The following is a 16,272-nucleotide window of genomic DNA, read 5'->3' on the forward strand; positions in this document are numbered from 1 at the left end:
CCGGCGTCGCTACATGCACGGCGATGGTCGCCGACCCCCTTGCCAAGCTCCACGAAGTTTTCGGGTACAGCCAGTTCCGGGGTGTCCAGGAACAGGTGGTCGACCGTGTCCTGAATCGCCAGCGGACGCTGGCGGTGATGCCGACCGGCGCGGGCAAGTCGCTCTGCTACCAGCTGCCCGCCGTGATGATGGACGGATGCTGCGTCGTGGTCAGCCCGCTGATCGCGCTGATGCACGACCAGTTGCGCGCGGCCGAGGCGGTCGGCATCCGCGCCGCCACGCTGACCAGCGTCGACCAGAATCGCGCCGAGACGGTCGCGCGCTTCCGCGACGGCCAGCTCGACCTGCTCTATGTCGCCCCCGAACGCGCGTCATCGGGGCATTTCCGCGAGCTGCTGGCCTCCGCGCCGCTCAGCCTGTTCGCGATCGACGAGGCGCATTGCGTCAGCGAATGGGGCCACGACTTCCGCCCCGATTACCGGCTGCTCGAGCCGTTGATGGATGCGTTCCCCGATGTGCCCCGGCTCGCGCTGACCGCGACCGCCGACGCGCATACCCGCGCCGATATCGCCAAGCAGCTGGGCATCCCGGTCGAGGGGATGATCGTCTCGGGCTTCGATCGGCCCAATATCCGCTATGCGATCAGTCCCAAGGCCAATGTGAACCTGCAGATCGCGCGGGTGGTCGCCGACACGCCCGGCCCCGGCATCGTCTATGCCCAGACGCGCGCCGCGACCGAGAAGCTGGCCGAGGCGCTGGCCCGCACCGGGCGGCCGGTGCGCGCCTATCATGCCGGGCTGGACCCCGCGATCCGCGCCAAGAACCAGGCCGATTTCGTGGCGAGCGAGGATATGGTGATCTGCGCCACCGTCGCCTTCGGCATGGGGATCGACAAGCCCGATGTGCGCTTCGTCGCGCATGCCGGGCTGCCCAAGTCGATCGAGGCCTATTATCAGGAGACCGGGCGCGCGGGCCGCGACGGCGATCCGTCGGTCGCGCATCTCTTCTGGGGCGCGGAGGACTTCGCCCGTGCGCGCCAGCGCATCGCCGAGGTGGAGCCCGAACGCCAGCCCGGCGAGCGCGCGCGGCTGGCGGCACTGGGAGCGCTGGTCGAGACGGGCGGATGCCGCCGCCGCATCCTGCTGCGCCATTTCGGCGAGGATCTGGCCGAGGATTGCGGCAATTGCGACAATTGCCTGGGCTCGCCCGATGCGGTCGATGCCACGACGGTGGCGCAGAAATTCCTGTCCGCGGTGTTCCGCACCGGCCAGATGTTCGGCGCGGGCTATATCGAACAGGTGCTGACCGGCCAGTCGACCGAGCGCAGCCTGATGAACGGGCATGAGGCGCTGTCGGTGTGGAATATCGTCGACGGCGACGAGGTGGCGCTGCTCAAGCCGGTCCACCGCGCGCTGCTGCTGCGCGATGCGCTGCGCACCAATCATCATGGCGGGCTGGAGTTCGGCCCCGCCGCGCGCGCGCTGATCAAGGGCGAGGCGCGGCTGTCGCTGGTCGTGCCGCCCAAGCGCGAGCGCAAGGGCCGTCGTGCCGCGCCGGTTGCCGCCAACCCGGCGGACAATCCACTGTTCGAGGCGCTGCGCGCCAAGCGGCGTGAACTGGCGCAGGAGGCGGGGGTGCCGCCTTACGTCATCTTCCACGATTCGGTGCTACGCGACATGGCGGCGCAGCGCCCGACCAGCCGCGCGGCGCTGTCGCTGCTGTCGGGCATCGGCGCGCGCAAGCTGGACGCCTATGGCGAAGCCTTTCTGGCGGTGATCCGCGACGCCGGTTAATATCGCCCCCGTTATGACCTACACCAGCCCTGCCCCGACCCTGACCACCGAGCGACTGACCTTGCGCGGTCATCATCCCGACGATCTCGGCGCGCTGTCGGCAATGTGGGCCGAACCGGCGGTGTATGAGAGGATCGGCGGCAAGCCCCGTCATCCAGAGGATGTGTGGATACGGCTGCTGCGCTCGATCGGGCAGTGGACAGCATTCGGCTATGGCGCCTGGGTGGTATGCGACCGAGCGACGGGCGATGTGCTCGGCGATATGGGCCTGCTGGAATCGCGCCGTGAGATCCGGCCCGAACTGACGGTGCCGGAGGCGGGGTGGACGCTGGTTCCGAAGGCCCATGGCCGGGGCTATGCGGGCGAGGCGATGCGCGCGGTGCTCGACTGGGCGGACGCGCGGGGCATCGGGCGGACCTGCTGCATCATCGATCCGGGCAACGCGGCGTCGATCCGACTCGCGGAGAAGCTGGGTTACGCCGCGCCGGTCGAGGGGGTGTATCACGACCGGCCGATCCGGATTTTCCACCGGGGGTAAACCCGGCCCTCCGTTCGCGGGGAGCGGAGTCGAAGCGCATGGGAATGCGCTCGCGGATGGGGCGGGGCATGGGCTTCGACTTCGCTCAGCCTGAACGGGCGCGGGGGTTCGCGCGAAGGCGCGGAGATGCAGACCCGCCCTCCGTTCGCACTGAGCGAAGTCGAAGTGCACGGGAATACGCTCGCGGATAGGGTGGGGCGTGGGCTTCGACTTCGCTCAGCCTGAGCGGGCCGGGGGTTCGTGCCGAGGCGTGGAGACGCGGACCCGCCCTCCGTTCGCACTGAGCGAAGTCGAAGTGCACGGGAATGCGCTCGCGGATGGGGCGGGGCGTGGGCTTCGACTTCGCTCAGCCTGAACGGGCGCGGGGGTTCGCGCGAAGGCGTGGAGATGCGGACCCGCCCTCCGTTCGCACTGAGCGAAGTCGAAGTGCATGGGAATGTGCTCGCGGATGGGGCTGGGGTTCGCGCGGGGGCGTGGAAAGGGAGTGCCCGGCCGAAGGCCGCCTCTCTTCACCGACGGTGCGGCAGGGGCGACGGGCGAACCGGCGCCTGACGCCCGTGCCCACCCAAACCTCTCTGCGCCTCCGCGCCTCCGCGCGAACAAAAGGCCAAGGATCGGACGATCGCGGTTCAAGCCCCGCCCCCAATGGGTTACACTGTCCGCCGTGACGCTTGCCCTGATCCTGTCCGCCATCGCCATGACGCTGATCGTCGGCGTCCGCTATCTGCTCGCCTCGGGCGCGTTCGCGCTGGCGACGCGGGCGCGGCATCCGAACCTCTATACCGGGCTCGACCCGCAGATCCGGCGCGAGATCGGATGGAGCCTCGCCTCCGCCGCCATCTATGGCGTGCCCGCCGGGGTCGTCGCCTGGGGATGGCAGAATCGCGGATGGACGCAAATCTATGCCGACATCCATGCCTGGCCGCTCTGGTACTGGCCGGTCTCGATCCTGCTCTATCTGGTCGCGCACGACACCTGGTTCTACTGGACGCATCGCTGGATGCACCGCCCGGCGGTCTTCAAGGCCGCGCATGCCGTCCACCATGCCAGCCGCCCGCCCACCGCATGGGCGGCGATGGCGTTCCACCCGATCGAGGCGGTGACCGGCGCTGTGGTAATTCCGCTACTCGTTTTTCTTATTCCGATTCACGTCGCCGCACTCGGCTTGGTGCTGACGATCATGACCGTTATGGGCGTCACCAACCATATGGGCTGGGAAATCTTCCCGCGCTTCATGTGGCGGGGGCACCTGGGGGGGTGGCTCATTACCGCAAGCCACCATCAACGGCATCATGAGCAATATGGGTGCAACTATGGACTCTATTTCCGTTTCTGGGACCGGCTCTGCGGCACCGACCGCGGCCTTGGCGATTTTGAGCGCGCCCATGCGCAGGCCGCGCGCCGTGTCGCTGGCGCTGATGCTGGCCGCGCTGCCGCTGATCGGCGCCGCGCCGGTCAGTCGGCTGGACATCGCGATTGACCAGCTGCGCTCGGCCAAGGGTTCGATCCGCCTGTGCCTGACCGCCGACCCCGACAATTTCCCCGCCTGTGTCGATGATGCGCGGGCGATGACCCGATCGGTGCCTGCGGGCCAGCGCGCCATCCATCTCGACGGCCTGCCCCATGGCAATTACGCCGCCGCCGTCATCCATGACGAGAATGACAATGCCAAGCTGGACACGCTGGCGGGCATCCCGCGCGAAGGCTTCGGCTTTTCGCGCAATCCGGCGATCCGGTTCGGCCCGCCGCGTTTCACCGCGGCCCGTTTCGCGCTCGATTCTGTTGCCGAAACACAACAGATCAGGATGCGGTACATATTCTGACACACAGCGCCGGAGCGAAATCGTTACCGTAGCGTTGCATTTCGGATAACCGATTCAGGGAGTTTTCCGTCTTGCGCCTTTTCTCGCGCTCCATCCTACGGGGTGCCGCCCCGCTGATCGCCCTGGGCGCCGCCTCCCTCTCGATGCCTGCCCAAGCCCAGGACAATGCACCGGCCACCAGCCCGGCGGCGGCCGAAATGGCGGGGCAGCTCGGCAAGAACACGATCACCATCGGTCTGGGCGCGGCCTATCTGCCCGATTATGAGGGGTCGAAGGATTATTCCTTCAGCCCCGCGCCCGCCGCGCTCGCCTATATCGACGGGCATACCATCACCTATATCGGCAACCGCCTGTCGGTCGACCTGATCGGCGACAAGGCCAATCGCGACTGGGACATTCAGGCCGGGCCGATCGGCGTGGTCAATCTGGACCGGACCACCAGCTCGGGAATCGACAATCCCCGCGTCCGCGCGCTGGGCAAGATCGGCGCGGCGGTCGAGCTGGGCGGCTATGTCGGCATCGGCAAGATCGGCGTCATCACCAGCCCCTATGACCGGCTGTCCGTCTCTCTCAGCTATCGCCACGACGTGACCGGCGTGCATGACAGCGGCATCTGGCAGCCTTCGGTCAATTATTTCACCCCGCTGTCGACCAAGGCGGCGGTCGGGTTGTTCGCCACCGCCGAACATGCCGGACGCGGCTATGCCCGCCGCTATTTCTCGATCACGCCCGACCAGAGCGCGGCGAGCGGCCTGCCCGTCTATAACGCGCGCAGCGGGTGGAAGGACTGGTCGATCGGCGGCCTCGTCACCTATTCGATCACCGGCAATCTGCTGAAGGGCTGGAAGGTCGTCGGCGGGCTGACCTATGGCCGGGAGCTGGGCAATTTCGCCGACAGCCCGATCGTGTCGCAGGTCGGTTCGCGCAGCCAGTGGCTGGGCGCGCTGGGGCTGGCCTACACCTTCTGACGCGAGCGGGGCGGGGCGGGAGCGACCGACCCGCCCCCCCCTCATTCCTGCGGGCATTCGTCCGGGCGCGTGACCGGCGCGCCGCCCATATACCATTGGCTGCGGTCGCCCATCGTCTCGCGGTCATGGTAGCAGACCTGCGCCTTGCCCGTCCTGGTATCCAGCGCCACCGTCCAGTTGTTGTCGGCGCAGTCATGCGGGGTGCAGCCATGCGCGGCGATGCCGGACTTGCCCTGCGCGAAGATCGGCACCGTCACCGCGCCGCGCGACATGATCCGCCGGACCAGCGACTGGTCGCCCACCGCATCGTGCAGCGCGCTCGCCACCTCGGTCCGGTCGAAGAAGCTCACCCCGTCGACCGCGTCCCCCGGATAATGGCCGATATAGGCGGTCAGCGGATTGACCTGCGCCACGCCCGGGATCGGCGTCGGCCGCGCGGTGCCCGGCGGGGTGAAATTGCCCGGCGCCACGTCGGAGTCCGCATCCCCGTCCTTGCTGCCGCAAGCCGCGAGCGCCAGCAGCGCGAGGGGGGCGATCAGGGCAAGACGGCGCATCATACTCTCCTGAAAACATTCTTCTTTTGCAGTCGCGGGAACGCATCGACGCCGCGACCGGTTGCCGGGGCATGACGCCCCCTGCCCCCCATGATGCCGCGCTCGATCGCTTTGTCGAGGCCCAGCGGACCCAGCATGACATCGCCCTGGCCGAACTGCGTGCCGGGCGAAAGCGAAGCCACTGGATGTGGTTCGTCTTTCCCCAGATCGCCGGACTGGGCCGCAGCGAGACCGCGCGCTTCTACGCCATCGCGGACGCGGGGGAGGCGCGGGCCTATCTGGCGCATCCGCTGCTCGGGGCCCGGCTGTACGAGGCCGTGGCGGCGGCGGTGGCCGCGCCCGGATCGGCGGAGGCGATATTCGGCGGTATCGATACCATCAAGCTGCGATCCTCGCTGACCCTGTTCGCGGCGGTGGCGGACAATCCGGCCCCGTTCCGCCATGGGCTGGAGCGGTTCTTCGGAGGGCAGCCGGACCCCGCCACGCTCGAACGGCTGAACCGCCCGGCGGGGTGACGCCGGGCGGCCCTTTCGGATGGCTCAGCTCTTAATCGTGACCGGGCCGGGGCCGGTGACGCTGGCCGACTGGTCGGCGGTCATCACGATCGTCCATTGCGCGGTGCCGTCGCACACCGCGTTCCAGCTCGGATTGCCGTTGACCGGGGCGGCCTCCTTCATCGCGGTGACCGACTGGCAGCTCGCCCCCGACGGCCCGGCATCGCGGATCGCCCGGAACAGGACGCCGCGCCGCTGCCCCTCGGGAAGCGCACGGATCTTGGCGCCCAGCGCGTCCGCACTCATCTCGCTGCCATTGCTGGTCACGGCCGCGCTGCTGGTGTTGCCGGCTTCGGTCGAGGACCCGCAGGCGGCCAGCGGGAGCGCGGCGGCCAGAACGGCGAGGGCGATGGTGGAACGCTTCATGATCTTCCTCCTCCAAATCGAACGCAGCGGCCGCGGGCGCGCGACCGTATCGCTTGCATAACGACTATCGGCGATCCCGGTTGCGCGGCCAAGACAGCTTCTGCATGACGGGACCATGAGCGACATTCACCTGCACGAGAGCTGGCTGCTGCCCTTACGTGGCGAGTTCGACGAACCCTATATGAAGGCGCTCAAGACCTTCCTCGCCGACGAGCGCGCCAGCGGCCAGCGGGTCTTTCCCCGGCCCAAGGACTGGTTCCGCGCGCTCGACCTGACCCCGTTGCCTGAGGTGCGCGTCGTGATCCTGGGGCAGGACCCCTATCATGGCGAGGGTCAGGCGCATGGCCTGGCCTTCTCGGTCCAGCCGGGCGTCCGCCCGCCGCCCAGCCTGGTCAACATTTACAAGGAGATGGCGACCGACCTGGGCATCGCGCCGCCCTCCCACGGGCTGCTCGACCATTGGGCGCGACAGGGGGTGTTGCTGCTCAACTCGGTGCTGACCGTGCGGATGGGCCAGGCCGCCTCGCACCAGGGGCGCGGGTGGGAGCGGTTCACCGACGCGGTGATCCGCGCCGTCGCCGCCAAGCCCGAGCCGGTCGTCTTCATCCTGTGGGGCGCCTATGCCCAGAAAAAGGCGGGCTTCGTCCGCGAGATGGGTGGCGGGCGGCATTGCGTCCTGACCTCGGTCCACCCCTCGCCCCTGTCGGCACGCGGCGGCTTCTTCGGATCGAAGCCCTTTTCGCGCGCCAACGCCTTTCTGGTCGAGCATGGCCGCGAGCCGATCGACTGGGCGCTGCCGCCGCTGGACTGATCTGTAATCGCACTGGCATCATTTCCGCCAAGCGCGCATAGGGCCCGCCATTCCACCGATCAGATAAGGACAAGGGCGATGGCCGACGACGACTATGTCTATGACGAAGCGACCGGCGAATGGATCAGCGCAGCCGATGCGGCGGCGAAGGCCGGGACGGCCGATGACGATGCGGTCGTGGTGCGCGACTCGGTCGGCAATGTGCTGAGCGACGGGGATCAGGTGACGCTGATCAAGGACCTGACCGTCAAGGGCGCAGGCCAGACGCTGAAGCGCGGCACGCTGATCAAGTCGATCCGCCTGACCGGCGACGCGCAGGAAATCGACTGCAAGTTCGACGGGATCAAGGGGTTGGTCCTGCGTGCGGAGTTTGTGCGGAAGCGGTGATGAAAGTGATGTTACGAGCTAAATAACGTTGGTATCACTGCTTCGGGGAATGAGTCACTTGCTCACACCATTCCCCCTACCAGCGAGAGGCAGCTCATGCTCGATTTCACCAATCTACCCAAAGATGGTATTCGCTTCGAGCAACTTATTCGCGACATATTACTACGCTCGGGGCTGAAGCCCAATTGGACCGGGGTTGGCCCTGACAGCGGACGAGATCTGATAGCAACAGAAATTCAAAAGGGTCCGCTTTTTTCGAACGAAAAAATCTGGCTCGTTGATTGCAAACATTTCGCGCATTCTAAGCGTTCAGTTGGCGTATCTGACGTTATTGACATCATAGATCGATGTCATCGCTCTAATGCTTCTGGATTTTTACTCGCAACTTCTACGCAACCATCGTCCGAATTAACGCGAAAATTACAAGAAATTCAGCAAACTAGACATATTGACACACTTGTGTGGGATGGCTTCGATATCGAAAATCGCCTCCTAACACATCAAAATTATTCTCTCGCGCAAAACGCATTTTACAATCCACGACCCGATCAATGGAAAATATTTTTCACCGAGCGTGAACAGAGATGGACTGCCCACTTCGATGGGCATTTTCTGTTCGTGGAAAGTCGATCTGGCATCGCTCCCCCCAGCTTGCAATTTTTAGAAACAATCATTGGCGAACTTGATAATGTGGCGGTAGGCTCCGAAGAAAGTATACGCGTGCGAGCGATATGGCACGATACACCAAACGGGTGTTTTTACACATGCTGGGCAGACTATCTCATCCCCGCACACAAAACTCCTGATCTCGATAAGCTCTCTGTTAAAAGCCAGCTTCGAGAAAATATTGATGGGCAAATTATAAACTGGGAAGTTCGCTTACAAATCACCCTGCCAAATTCCGATTATTTTGACGTTGATGACGATGCATACTATTTGGAATTCAAAGAGCCGCTTTACTATAAAATTTACCGTACGCATCCCTCCACATCAACGGAAGAAGATCCTGATTGGTGGAACGTGCGCGCGCCGAAAATTCGGAATTTTGATGATGCGCTAATGTGGAGTAAATACAAAGAAAAACATGGTTTTTTTCAGAGTGCAACAATGTGCCCACCGTACCGATCTGATGTAAAACCACCCTTTTGACATGTATTCTCATATTATCGCCTCCCATTAGCATCGAGCCATCAAGCGATTAATTGCTTAGCTGCCATAAAAATTCGGGCGAATTCACGCATGTAGAGGCCGCCCCATCGTCGGGGGCGGCTCCTTTTTCATTACTCCGCCGGAAGGTAAACCTCCCCGCCCTTCTCGCGGAATTTCTCGCTCATTTGCTGCATCCCCGCCTCGGCGTCCTCCGCCGCGACAAAGGTTTCGACCGGCGCGTTCTGCTTGGCCGCGAATTCCCGAACCTCCTGCGTGATCTTCATCGAGCAGAATTTCGGGCCGCACATCGAACAGAAATGCGCGGTCTTGGCGCCCTCCGCCGGGAGCGTCTGGTCGTGGTAGGATTCCGCCGTGTCCGGGTCGAGCGACAGGTTGAACTGGTCGCGCCAGCGGAACTCGAAGCGGGCGCGGCTCAGGGCGTCGTCGCGCATCTTGGCGGCCGGGTGCCCCTTGGCCAGGTCGGCGGCGTGGGCGGCCAGCTTGTAGGTCACGACCCCGACCTTCACGTCGTCGCGGTCGGGCAGGCCCAGATGCTCCTTGGGCGTGACGTAGCAGAGCATCGCCGTGCCGTACCAACCGATCATCGCCGCGCCGATGCCGCTGGTGATATGGTCGTAACCCGGCGCGATGTCCGTCGTCAGCGGCCCGAGGGTATAGAAGGGCGCCTCGCCGCACGCCTCCAGCTGCTTGTCCATATTCTGCTTGATCTTGTGCATCGGCACATGGCCGGGGCCCTCGATCATGACCTGCACGTCCTGTTCCCAAGCCCGCTTGGTCAGCTCGCCCAGTGTGTAGAGCTCGGCGAACTGCGCCTCGTCATTGGCGTCGGCGATCGCGCCGGGGCGCAGGCCGTCGCCCAGCGAATAGGCGATGTCATAGGCCTTCATGATCTCGGTGATCTCGTCGAAGCGTTCGTAGAGGAACGACTCCTTGTGATGCGCCAGGCACCATTTCGCCATGATCGAGCCGCCGCGCGACACGATGCCGGTGACGCGCTTGGCGGTCAGCGGGATATAGGGCAGGCGCACGCCCGCATGGATGGTGAAATAATCGACGCCCTGCTCGGCCTGTTCGATCAGCGTGTCGCGGAAGATTTCCCAGGTCAGCTCCTCGGCGATGCCGCCGACCTTTTCCAGCGCCTGATAGATGGGGACGGTGCCGATCGGCACGGGCGAGTTGCGGATGATCCATTCGCGCGTGTCGTGGATGTTGCGGCCGGTCGACAGGTCCATGACCGTGTCCGCGCCCCAGCGGATCGACCAGACCAGCTTGTCGACTTCGGACGCCACGTTGGAGGCGACCGCCGAATTGCCGATATTGGCGTTGATCTTGACCAGGAAGTTGCGGCCGATCGCCATCGGCTCGGATTCGGGGTGGTTGATATTGTTGGGGATGATCGCCCGGCCGCGCGCCACTTCGTCGCGGACGAATTCGGGGGTCACGTAATCGGGGATGGCAGCGCCGAAGCTCTCGCCGTCGCGGACATATTCGCGCAGCATCTCGCGGCCCAGATTCTCGCGGGTCGCGACATATTCCATCTCGGGCGTGATGATACCACGCCGGGCATAGTGCATCTGGCTGACGTTCACGCCGGGCTTGGCGCGTAGCGGGCGGTTCAGCCCGGTGCGCGGGAATTGCGGCACGCCGCCCGAACGGTCGGGGCCGAGCTGGCCATTGTCCTCGGGGCGGATCTCGCGACCGTCATAGGCCTCGACATCGCCGCGCGCCTCGATCCAGTCGCGGCGGATCTGCGGCAGGCCCGCCATGATGTCGATGCGGGCGTTCGGATCGGTGTACGGGCCGCTGGTGTCATAGACGCGCAAGGGCGGCTCGCCCGAAGACGGGTCGAGATGGATTTCGCGCATCGCGACGCCCAGCGGGCCGACATGAATCTTCTTCGACCCACGAATGGGGCCGGTGGTGACGCCAATTTCAGCCTTTGCGGGGATATCTGCCATAGTCCACTCCATGCGGAGGAAACGGACCATGAGAGACGGGGCCGCTCCCTCCCTACGCCGGTGTCAGCCGGATCAGGTTCAGCGGGTCGGGGGCTCTTGCCCCCCTCTCAAGCGCAGGTCAGCGCTCCCCCGGGGATGGGCCCTGCATAAGCGCAAATCGCGCCCAGCAGAAGGGCTTTCCGCCGAAATGCCCCGTGCGGCCGGGCGGACGCATGAAAAAGCCCCGGTCGGCCAGGGGCTGGCGGCCGACCGGGGCGATCACCCCTCGTGGGACAGAATACGTCAGCCGCTGGCCGCGCTGGTCCGTACATTGCCGTTCAGGCCGCTCGGGAAGAAGCCGCCGCCGGTCACCGCCGCCTTGTTGAGATAGACGACGTTCAGCACCTGCTGCGGCGTGCGGACAAAGGCGACGGCGTTGGAATCGGCGGGCACGATATTCGCCGACGTGACGCCGTTGGCGGTGACGGTGATGCCCTGATCGAGGTCGGTCGAGCCGTCCAGGCTGTCACGCGCGTCCGAAATCTGGTTCGCCGCGGTGATCAGCGTTCCGTTGCTCAGCCCCTTGCGATAGATGACCGAGCGGACCAGGCCCGCATGATAGGCCTCGGCCGCGTGGATGCCCGCCGCCGCCTCGACAAAGGTCTTGTTGGAGAGCAGCGTGACCCCGCCCATATAGGCGGTGACGCCGACATCCTCGAAGATATAGGCGGCGAGCAGGAAATTCTCGTCCGAGGCATAGGGGTCGAAGGTTCCGGTCGATCCGATCACCCCGGCCGCGCGCGCCGCCGCCGTGAAGGCGCCATTGGCATCGCCCGACAGGTTGATCGCGGGCTGCGCCACCGCGCTGGAGCCCAGTGCGTTGCGCAGGAAGGTGACGTGCGCGATCTCGTCATAGGCGATCTCGCGAGCATATTGCGCCACCAATGGGTCCTGAAACGCGACCTGTCGCGGCTGTCCGCTGGTGCTGGTCGCCACCGAGCCTTGCGTCCCCGTCCCCGCCTGAAGCGAGGAGGACAGGCCCGCGCCGAAGGCGGCATAGCTGTAGAATTGCGCTTCCAGATATTCCAGCTGAAGCGCGAAGTTCAGGACATCGGCATCGGTGACCGAACCCGCCGTCGCGGTCGGGGTGGGCGTCGGCAGGACGATGACGTCGTTATCGTCGCTGCCGCACGCGCCCAGCATGGCCAGCCCACCCACCGCACCGGCCCCGGCGGCCATGCGCATGAAACGGCGCCGGTCGGACCGGCGCTTGGCCGAAGCCTCTTCGATCACATCGAGAATGAAGCGTTCTTCGCTCATGATGAAAAATCCTCTCGGAACGAGGAAAAAGGGGGAGATCAGTTGGCCGCGCTCGCGCGCAGGGTGCCGTTGACGCCGGCGGGGAAGAATCCGCCCAGCGTGGCCGACGCCTTGTTGAGATAGACGATATTCAGCACCTGCTGCGGCGTGCGGCTGAACGCGATCCCGTTGGAGTCGAGCGGCACGATGTTGGACACCTGCTGTCCGCCGACCGTGGTCGCGGCGATGCCCTGATCCAGGTCGGTGGTCCCGTCCAGGCTGTCGCGCGCGTCCGAGATCTTGCCCGCCGCGGTGATCAGCGCCGGGGTCTGAATTCCCTTGGCATAGAGCGTCGTGCGGACGATCGCGGCATGATAGGCCTCGACCGCTAGGATTCCGGCAGCCGCCTGGAGAAAGGTCTTGTTGCTGATCAGCGGTGAGGCCCCCTTATAGGCGGTCACGCCGACATCCTCGAAGATATAGGCGCCGAGCAGGAAATTCTCGTCCGAGGCGTAAGGGTCGAAGGTCGCGTTGGAGTCGATCACGCCCGACGCGCGCGCGGCCGCGGTGAACGCGCCGTTCGCGTCGCCCGAGATATTGATCGCGGGCTGCGCCACCGCCGAACTGCCCAGCGCGGTGCGCAGGAACGCGACATGCGCGGCTTCGTCGGCCGCGATCTCGCGGGCATATTGCTCGACGATCGGGTCGGTGAACGTCACCTTCTTGCCGCCGGTAACCGCGCCCTGCGTGCCCGTGCCGGTCAACTGGCTGGAGGCGAGGCCGGTGCCATTGGCGGCAAAGGCATAGAATTGCGCTTCGAGATATTCGAGGTTCAACGCGAAGTTCAGGATATCCGCGTCGGTGACTGTCGACTGGGCCCCCGCCTTGCTGGTCAGGGTAAAGGCCGCGACGCCGGCGGCGGCGGCGCCCATCGCCGTCTTGAAGAACTCGCGTCGTTGATCGCGGCGCTGGGCCCGTGCGTCAAATGCGTCGAGCAGGTGTGCGCTTTCGGTCATCATGCTCCTCCCGGTATGGAACCCTCGCAAGTCTATCTGTCGGTTCTTTGCCAGCAGATAGACTTGCAAGAGGGTCAAGCGGGAAGACTTTTCAGGGTAAAGCCCAACGCCCGACCGAAAAGCGAAACGTTACGACCCCCAGAAAAGACGCAACTCTTTTCACCTGTCCGGTTAGACCGCGATTCGATACGGCGAAACGTTCAGGGAGCAAGACGAACCGATTGCGCCTCGGCGAGATAGACCGCGAACATGTCGTCCGGATCGCTCCATTGCGCGACCGGAGTCCAGCCGCCCGCGCGCAGCAGGATCTTGGCGTCGCGGGGGCCGTATTTGTGGCTGTTCTCGGTGTGGATCGTCTCGCCCGCGGCCATGGCGAAGGGGCGGCCCTCGATAGTGAAGGCGACATCGCGGGTCGCGGCCAGGTGCATCTCGATTCGCGAGCGATCGTCGTTCCACACCGCGCGGTGGCGGAACGCCTCGACTGGGATGGTGCCGTCCAGCTCGCGGTTGATCCGGTCGAGCAGGTTGCGGTTGAACGCCGCCGTCACGCCCTGCGCATCGTCATAGGCGGGGACCAGGATCTCGCTGGACTTGGCGCGGTCCATCCCGATCAGCAGCATCGCCCCCTCACCCAGCGAACCGCGCATCGCGCGCAGCAGGTCGGTCGCCATGGCGGGCGTCATGTTGCCGATGGTCGAGCCGGGGAAGAAGCCCAGCTTCGGCGCCTCCGCCACCATCGCGGGTAGCGTCAGCGGGTGCATGAAATCCCCCTCCAGCGGATGGATGGGCAGGTCGGGAAAGGCCTGTTGCAGATTGCGCGCGGATTCGCGCAGGAAGTCGCCCGAAATGTCGATCGGCACATAGGCCGACGGTTCGACGCAGCGCAGCAGCACCGGCGTCTTGGTCGAGGAGCCCGATCCGAACTCGACCACCGCGCGCCCCTTGCCGACATGCGCGACGAGGTCGGGGCAGATGGTCTTCAGGATCGCGGTCTCGGCGCGGGTGGGATAATATTCGGGCAGGTCGGTGATCGCCTCGAACAGCTCGGACCCCTTGCGGTCATAGAACCAGCGGGCGGGGATGGCGCGGGGGCGGCGCTCCAGTCCGGCAAGGACATCGGCGCGGAAGGCGGGATCGGTCAGCGACATCTGACCATCCTCGATCTCGGGCTTCAGCATGATTACAGGTCCTTTGCCAGACGGACGCCGGTGAACTGCCAGCGCTGATGGGGGTAGAAGAAGTTGCGATAGGAGGCGCGGGCATGGCCGCGCGGCGTCGCGCAGCTGCCGCCGCGCAGGACGAACTGCCCGTTCATGAACTTGCCATTATATTCGCCGACCGCCCCCTCGACGGCGCGAAAGCCGGGATAGGGACGATAGGCGCTGCCGGTCCATTCCCAGACATCGCCGAAAAAGGCGGGGCCATGGGTCGCGGGACGCGGCTCGACCGCGCCGCCCGCCTCCATCTGATTGCCCCCCGCCGGATCATGCGCGGCGGCGGCGGCTTCCCACTCCATCTCGGTCGGCAGCCGCGCGCCCGCCCAGCTGGCAAAGGCATCCGCCTCGTAGAAGCTGACATGCGTCACCGGGGCGGCGGGATCGACCGCGCGGCGGCCGTCCAGCCCGAAACGGGTCCAGCCGCCGTCGCGCTCTTCCCAATAAAGCGGTGCGGCGATCCCCTCTCCCTTCACCCAGGCCCAGCCGTCCGACAGCCAGAGCCGGGGATCGTGGTAACCGCCATCGGCGATGAACTGCATCCATTCGGCATTGGTGACCGAGCGATCGGCGATGGCATGGCGATGGAGCAGAACGTCGTGGCGCGGCCCCTCGCAGTCGAAGGCGAAGCCCTGTCCGTCATGGCCGATCCGGACCACGCCCGCCTGCCCCTCGATCCAGCCGATCGGGCCGGGCATCGCGACGGGGGCCTTGGGCTCGGGCGGATAGAGCGCGGGCTCCAGCGGGTTTTCGGAGAAGAGGTGCAGGATGTCGGTGACGAACAGCTCCTGATGCTGCTCCTCGTGATGGCATCCCAGCGCGACCAGCTCGCGCGCCGCGTCGGGCAGGTCGGGCAGCGCCGCCAGCAGCGCGGCATCGACATGCGCGCGGTACGCCCGCACCTCGTCCAGCGTCGGGCGGGTGATCATCCCGCGACGATGGCGCGCGTGGCGTTTGCCCTCCGCCTCGTAATAGCTGTTGAACAGGAAGGGAAAGCGCGGATCGTGCAGCCGATAGTCCGGCACATGGTCGCGCAGCACGAACGTCTCGAAGAACCAGGTCGTGTGCGCCATGTGCCACTTGGCGGGCGAGGCGTCGGGCATCGACTGCACGGTCGCGTCGGCGTCGGACAGCGGCTCGGCCAGCGACAGGGTCAGCGCGCGGACGGCGCGATAGCGGGATGCCAGTTCGTCGGCAGGCGTCGGCGCCGTCGCGGACGACGGTACGAAGGTCGGCATTCGGCTGCTCCCCGGATTGCGGGGAACAGCGACCGGCCCGTTACCGTCTCGCCCGCACCCCTCCTGGAACCCAAAGAACGTCCGATGCGCCGTTTTTGTTCACCACCCGTGCCGCGACGAACAGCCAGTCCGACAGGCGGTTGAGGTAGGCGAGGGCGGACGGATTGGTCGCCTCATGCTCCGAAAGCGCGACGCCCGCCCGCTCGGCCCGCCGGGTGATCGCGCGCGCCAGATGCAGGTGCGCCGCCGCCGGCGTGCCGCCGGGCAGGATGAAGCTGGTCAGCGGTGCCAGCTGCGCGTTCATCGCGTCGATCTCGTCCTCCAGCCGCGCGACTTGTTCGGGCAGGATGCGCAGCGCCCCCTCGACATGGTCGGGCGTGGCGAGATCGGCGCCCAGGTCGAACAAGTCGTTCTGGATCCGCGTCAGCTGCTCGGCGAGCGGTCCCTCCATGCTCAGCAACGCGACGCCGATCGCGCTGTTCGCCTCGTCCACCTCGCCGATCGCGATCAGCCGCGCATCCGCCTTGGACCGGCGCGACCCGTCGACCAGCCCGGTCGTGCCCGCATCGCCGGTGCGGGTGTAGATCTTCGTCAGCTTGACCAT

General features: G+C 65.7%; 17 protein-coding genes and 1 riboswitch. Of the genes, 9 read left to right on the top strand and 8 right to left on the bottom strand.

Translation table 11 applies throughout. The features are described 5' to 3' along the window. Nucleotides 1-23 precede the first annotated feature (23 nt). From recQ to QE385_RS09385, 5 genes are all read left to right on the top strand, one after another. Nucleotides 24-1,793: a DNA helicase RecQ gene (gene recQ, locus QE385_RS09365; RefSeq protein WP_307104657.1), complete on the top strand. Its 1,770-nt coding sequence runs from the start codon at nucleotides 24-26 to the stop codon at nucleotides 1,791-1,793. 13 nt (nucleotides 1,794-1,806) lie between these two features. After that, a complete protein-coding gene (locus tag QE385_RS09370) occupies nucleotides 1,807-2,331 on the top strand; it encodes a GNAT family N-acetyltransferase (protein ID WP_307101185.1) in 525 nt (174 codons plus the stop codon). 697 nt (nucleotides 2,332-3,028) lie between these two features. After that, nucleotides 3,029-3,811 (top strand): sterol desaturase family protein, encoded by a 783-nt coding sequence (locus QE385_RS09375; RefSeq protein ID WP_373424714.1) that lies wholly within the window; start codon nucleotides 3,029-3,031, stop codon nucleotides 3,809-3,811. Beyond that, a complete protein-coding gene (locus tag QE385_RS09380; protein ID WP_373424652.1) occupies nucleotides 3,735-4,154 on the top strand; it encodes a DUF2141 domain-containing protein in 420 nt (139 codons plus the stop codon). Before QE385_RS09375 ends, QE385_RS09380 begins: the two co-directional genes overlap by 77 nt. Nucleotides 4,155-4,225: 71 nt before the next feature. Beyond that, nucleotides 4,226-5,122: a MipA/OmpV family protein gene (locus QE385_RS09385; RefSeq protein ID WP_307101191.1), complete on the top strand. Its 897-nt coding sequence runs from the start codon at nucleotides 4,226-4,228 to the stop codon at nucleotides 5,120-5,122. Nucleotides 5,123-5,163: 41 nt separating this feature from the next. Here QE385_RS09385 and QE385_RS09390 read toward each other — a convergent pair whose 3' ends face one another. Then, a complete protein-coding gene (locus QE385_RS09390) occupies nucleotides 5,164-5,676 on the bottom strand; it encodes a hypothetical protein (protein WP_307101193.1) in 513 nt (170 codons plus the stop codon). 71 nt (nucleotides 5,677-5,747) lie between these two features. Between QE385_RS09390 and QE385_RS09395 the strand changes: the two genes are divergently transcribed. Then, nucleotides 5,748-6,191 (top strand): DUF1810 domain-containing protein, encoded by a 444-nt coding sequence (locus QE385_RS09395; RefSeq protein ID WP_307101194.1) that lies wholly within the window; start codon nucleotides 5,748-5,750, stop codon nucleotides 6,189-6,191. A 24-nt stretch (nucleotides 6,192-6,215) separates the two neighbouring features. Here QE385_RS09395 and QE385_RS09400 read toward each other — a convergent pair whose 3' ends face one another. Continuing rightward, nucleotides 6,216-6,596, bottom strand: a complete 381-nt coding sequence (locus QE385_RS09400; RefSeq protein WP_307101196.1) for a hypothetical protein — start codon at nucleotides 6,594-6,596, stop codon at nucleotides 6,216-6,218. Between the two features lie 115 nt (nucleotides 6,597-6,711). On the opposite strand from QE385_RS09400, the gene ung reads away from it, so the two are divergent. The 3 genes from ung (at nucleotide 6,712) to QE385_RS09415 (ending at nucleotide 8,943) form a co-directional block, all read left to right on the top strand. Further along, entirely contained in the window at nucleotides 6,712-7,407 is a 696-nt protein-coding gene (gene ung / locus QE385_RS09405) for a uracil-DNA glycosylase (RefSeq protein ID WP_307101198.1), read from the top strand. 78 nt (nucleotides 7,408-7,485) lie between these two features. Then, nucleotides 7,486-7,794 carry an alkylphosphonate utilization protein gene (locus tag QE385_RS09410; RefSeq protein WP_307101200.1) on the top strand — a complete coding sequence of 103 codons (309 nt, stop codon included), beginning with the start codon at nucleotides 7,486-7,488 and terminating at the stop codon, nucleotides 7,792-7,794. Nucleotides 7,795-7,890: 96 nt separating this feature from the next. Next, nucleotides 7,891-8,943, top strand: coding sequence for a restriction endonuclease (locus QE385_RS09415; protein ID WP_307101202.1), 1,053 nt, complete (start codon nucleotides 7,891-7,893; stop codon nucleotides 8,941-8,943). A 131-nt stretch (nucleotides 8,944-9,074) separates the two neighbouring features. On the opposite strand, the gene thiC is transcribed toward QE385_RS09415, so the two are convergent. The 6 genes from thiC to QE385_RS09445 all read right to left on the bottom strand — a co-directional run bounded on the left by thiC (nucleotide 9,075) and on the right by QE385_RS09445 (nucleotide 16,272). Then, entirely contained in the window at nucleotides 9,075-10,922 is a 1,848-nt protein-coding gene (gene thiC / locus QE385_RS09420) for a phosphomethylpyrimidine synthase ThiC (RefSeq protein WP_307101203.1), read from the bottom strand. 45 nt (nucleotides 10,923-10,967) lie between these two features. Further along, nucleotides 10,968-11,058: riboswitch (TPP riboswitch) on the bottom strand. Between the two features lie 146 nt (nucleotides 11,059-11,204). Next, entirely contained in the window at nucleotides 11,205-12,221 is a 1,017-nt protein-coding gene (locus QE385_RS09425) for a ferritin-like domain-containing protein (RefSeq protein WP_307101205.1), read from the bottom strand. 38 nt (nucleotides 12,222-12,259) lie between these two features. Further along, nucleotides 12,260-13,216 (bottom strand): ferritin-like domain-containing protein, encoded by a 957-nt coding sequence (locus QE385_RS09430; RefSeq protein ID WP_307104659.1) that lies wholly within the window; start codon nucleotides 13,214-13,216, stop codon nucleotides 12,260-12,262. 200 nt (nucleotides 13,217-13,416) lie between these two features. Further along, nucleotides 13,417-14,394 (bottom strand): L-histidine N(alpha)-methyltransferase, encoded by a 978-nt coding sequence (gene egtD / locus QE385_RS09435; RefSeq protein WP_307101207.1) that lies wholly within the window; start codon nucleotides 14,392-14,394, stop codon nucleotides 13,417-13,419. A 2-nt stretch (nucleotides 14,395-14,396) separates the two neighbouring features. Then, a complete protein-coding gene (egtB, locus tag QE385_RS09440; protein ID WP_307101209.1) occupies nucleotides 14,397-15,668 on the bottom strand; it encodes an ergothioneine biosynthesis protein EgtB in 1,272 nt (423 codons plus the stop codon). Between the two features lie 40 nt (nucleotides 15,669-15,708). Further along, on the bottom strand, nucleotides 15,709-16,272 hold the full coding sequence (locus QE385_RS09445) for a cob(I)yrinic acid a,c-diamide adenosyltransferase (protein ID WP_307101211.1): 564 nt from the start codon (nucleotides 16,270-16,272) through the stop codon (nucleotides 15,709-15,711).

Origin of the sequence: Sphingomonas sp. SORGH_AS_0950, assembly GCF_030818415.1 — a bacterium.
GTDB lineage: Bacteria > Pseudomonadota > Alphaproteobacteria > Sphingomonadales > Sphingomonadaceae > Sphingomonas.

Coding starts and splice junctions, on each gene's coding strand:
- recQ (WP_307104657.1), top strand. CDS start 24: ATGGTCGCCGACCCCCTTGCCAAGCTCCACGAAGTTTTCGGGTACAGC.
- QE385_RS09370 (WP_307101185.1), top strand. CDS start 1,807: ATGACCTACACCAGCCCTGCCCCGACCCTGACCACCGAGCGACTGACC.
- QE385_RS09375 (WP_373424714.1), top strand. CDS start 3,029: ATGACGCTGATCGTCGGCGTCCGCTATCTGCTCGCCTCGGGCGCGTTC.
- QE385_RS09390 (WP_307101193.1), bottom strand. CDS start 5,676: ATGCGCCGTCTTGCCCTGATCGCCCCCCTCGCGCTGCTGGCGCTCGCG.
- QE385_RS09395 (WP_307101194.1), top strand. CDS start 5,748: ATGACGCCCCCTGCCCCCCATGATGCCGCGCTCGATCGCTTTGTCGAG.
- QE385_RS09400 (WP_307101196.1), bottom strand. CDS start 6,596: ATGAAGCGTTCCACCATCGCCCTCGCCGTTCTGGCCGCCGCGCTCCCG.
- ung (WP_307101198.1), top strand. CDS start 6,712: ATGAGCGACATTCACCTGCACGAGAGCTGGCTGCTGCCCTTACGTGGC.
- QE385_RS09410 (WP_307101200.1), top strand. CDS start 7,486: ATGGCCGACGACGACTATGTCTATGACGAAGCGACCGGCGAATGGATC.
- QE385_RS09415 (WP_307101202.1), top strand. CDS start 7,891: ATGCTCGATTTCACCAATCTACCCAAAGATGGTATTCGCTTCGAGCAA.
- thiC (WP_307101203.1), bottom strand. CDS start 10,922: ATGGCAGATATCCCCGCAAAGGCTGAAATTGGCGTCACCACCGGCCCC.
- QE385_RS09425 (WP_307101205.1), bottom strand. CDS start 12,221: ATGAGCGAAGAACGCTTCATTCTCGATGTGATCGAAGAGGCTTCGGCC.
- QE385_RS09430 (WP_307104659.1), bottom strand. CDS start 13,216: ATGACCGAAAGCGCACACCTGCTCGACGCATTTGACGCACGGGCCCAG.
- egtD (WP_307101207.1), bottom strand. CDS start 14,394: ATGCTGAAGCCCGAGATCGAGGATGGTCAGATGTCGCTGACCGATCCC.
- egtB (WP_307101209.1), bottom strand. CDS start 15,668: ATGCCGACCTTCGTACCGTCGTCCGCGACGGCGCCGACGCCTGCCGAC.
- QE385_RS09445 (WP_307101211.1), bottom strand. CDS start 16,272: ATGGTCAAGCTGACGAAGATCTACACCCGCACCGGCGATGCGGGCACG.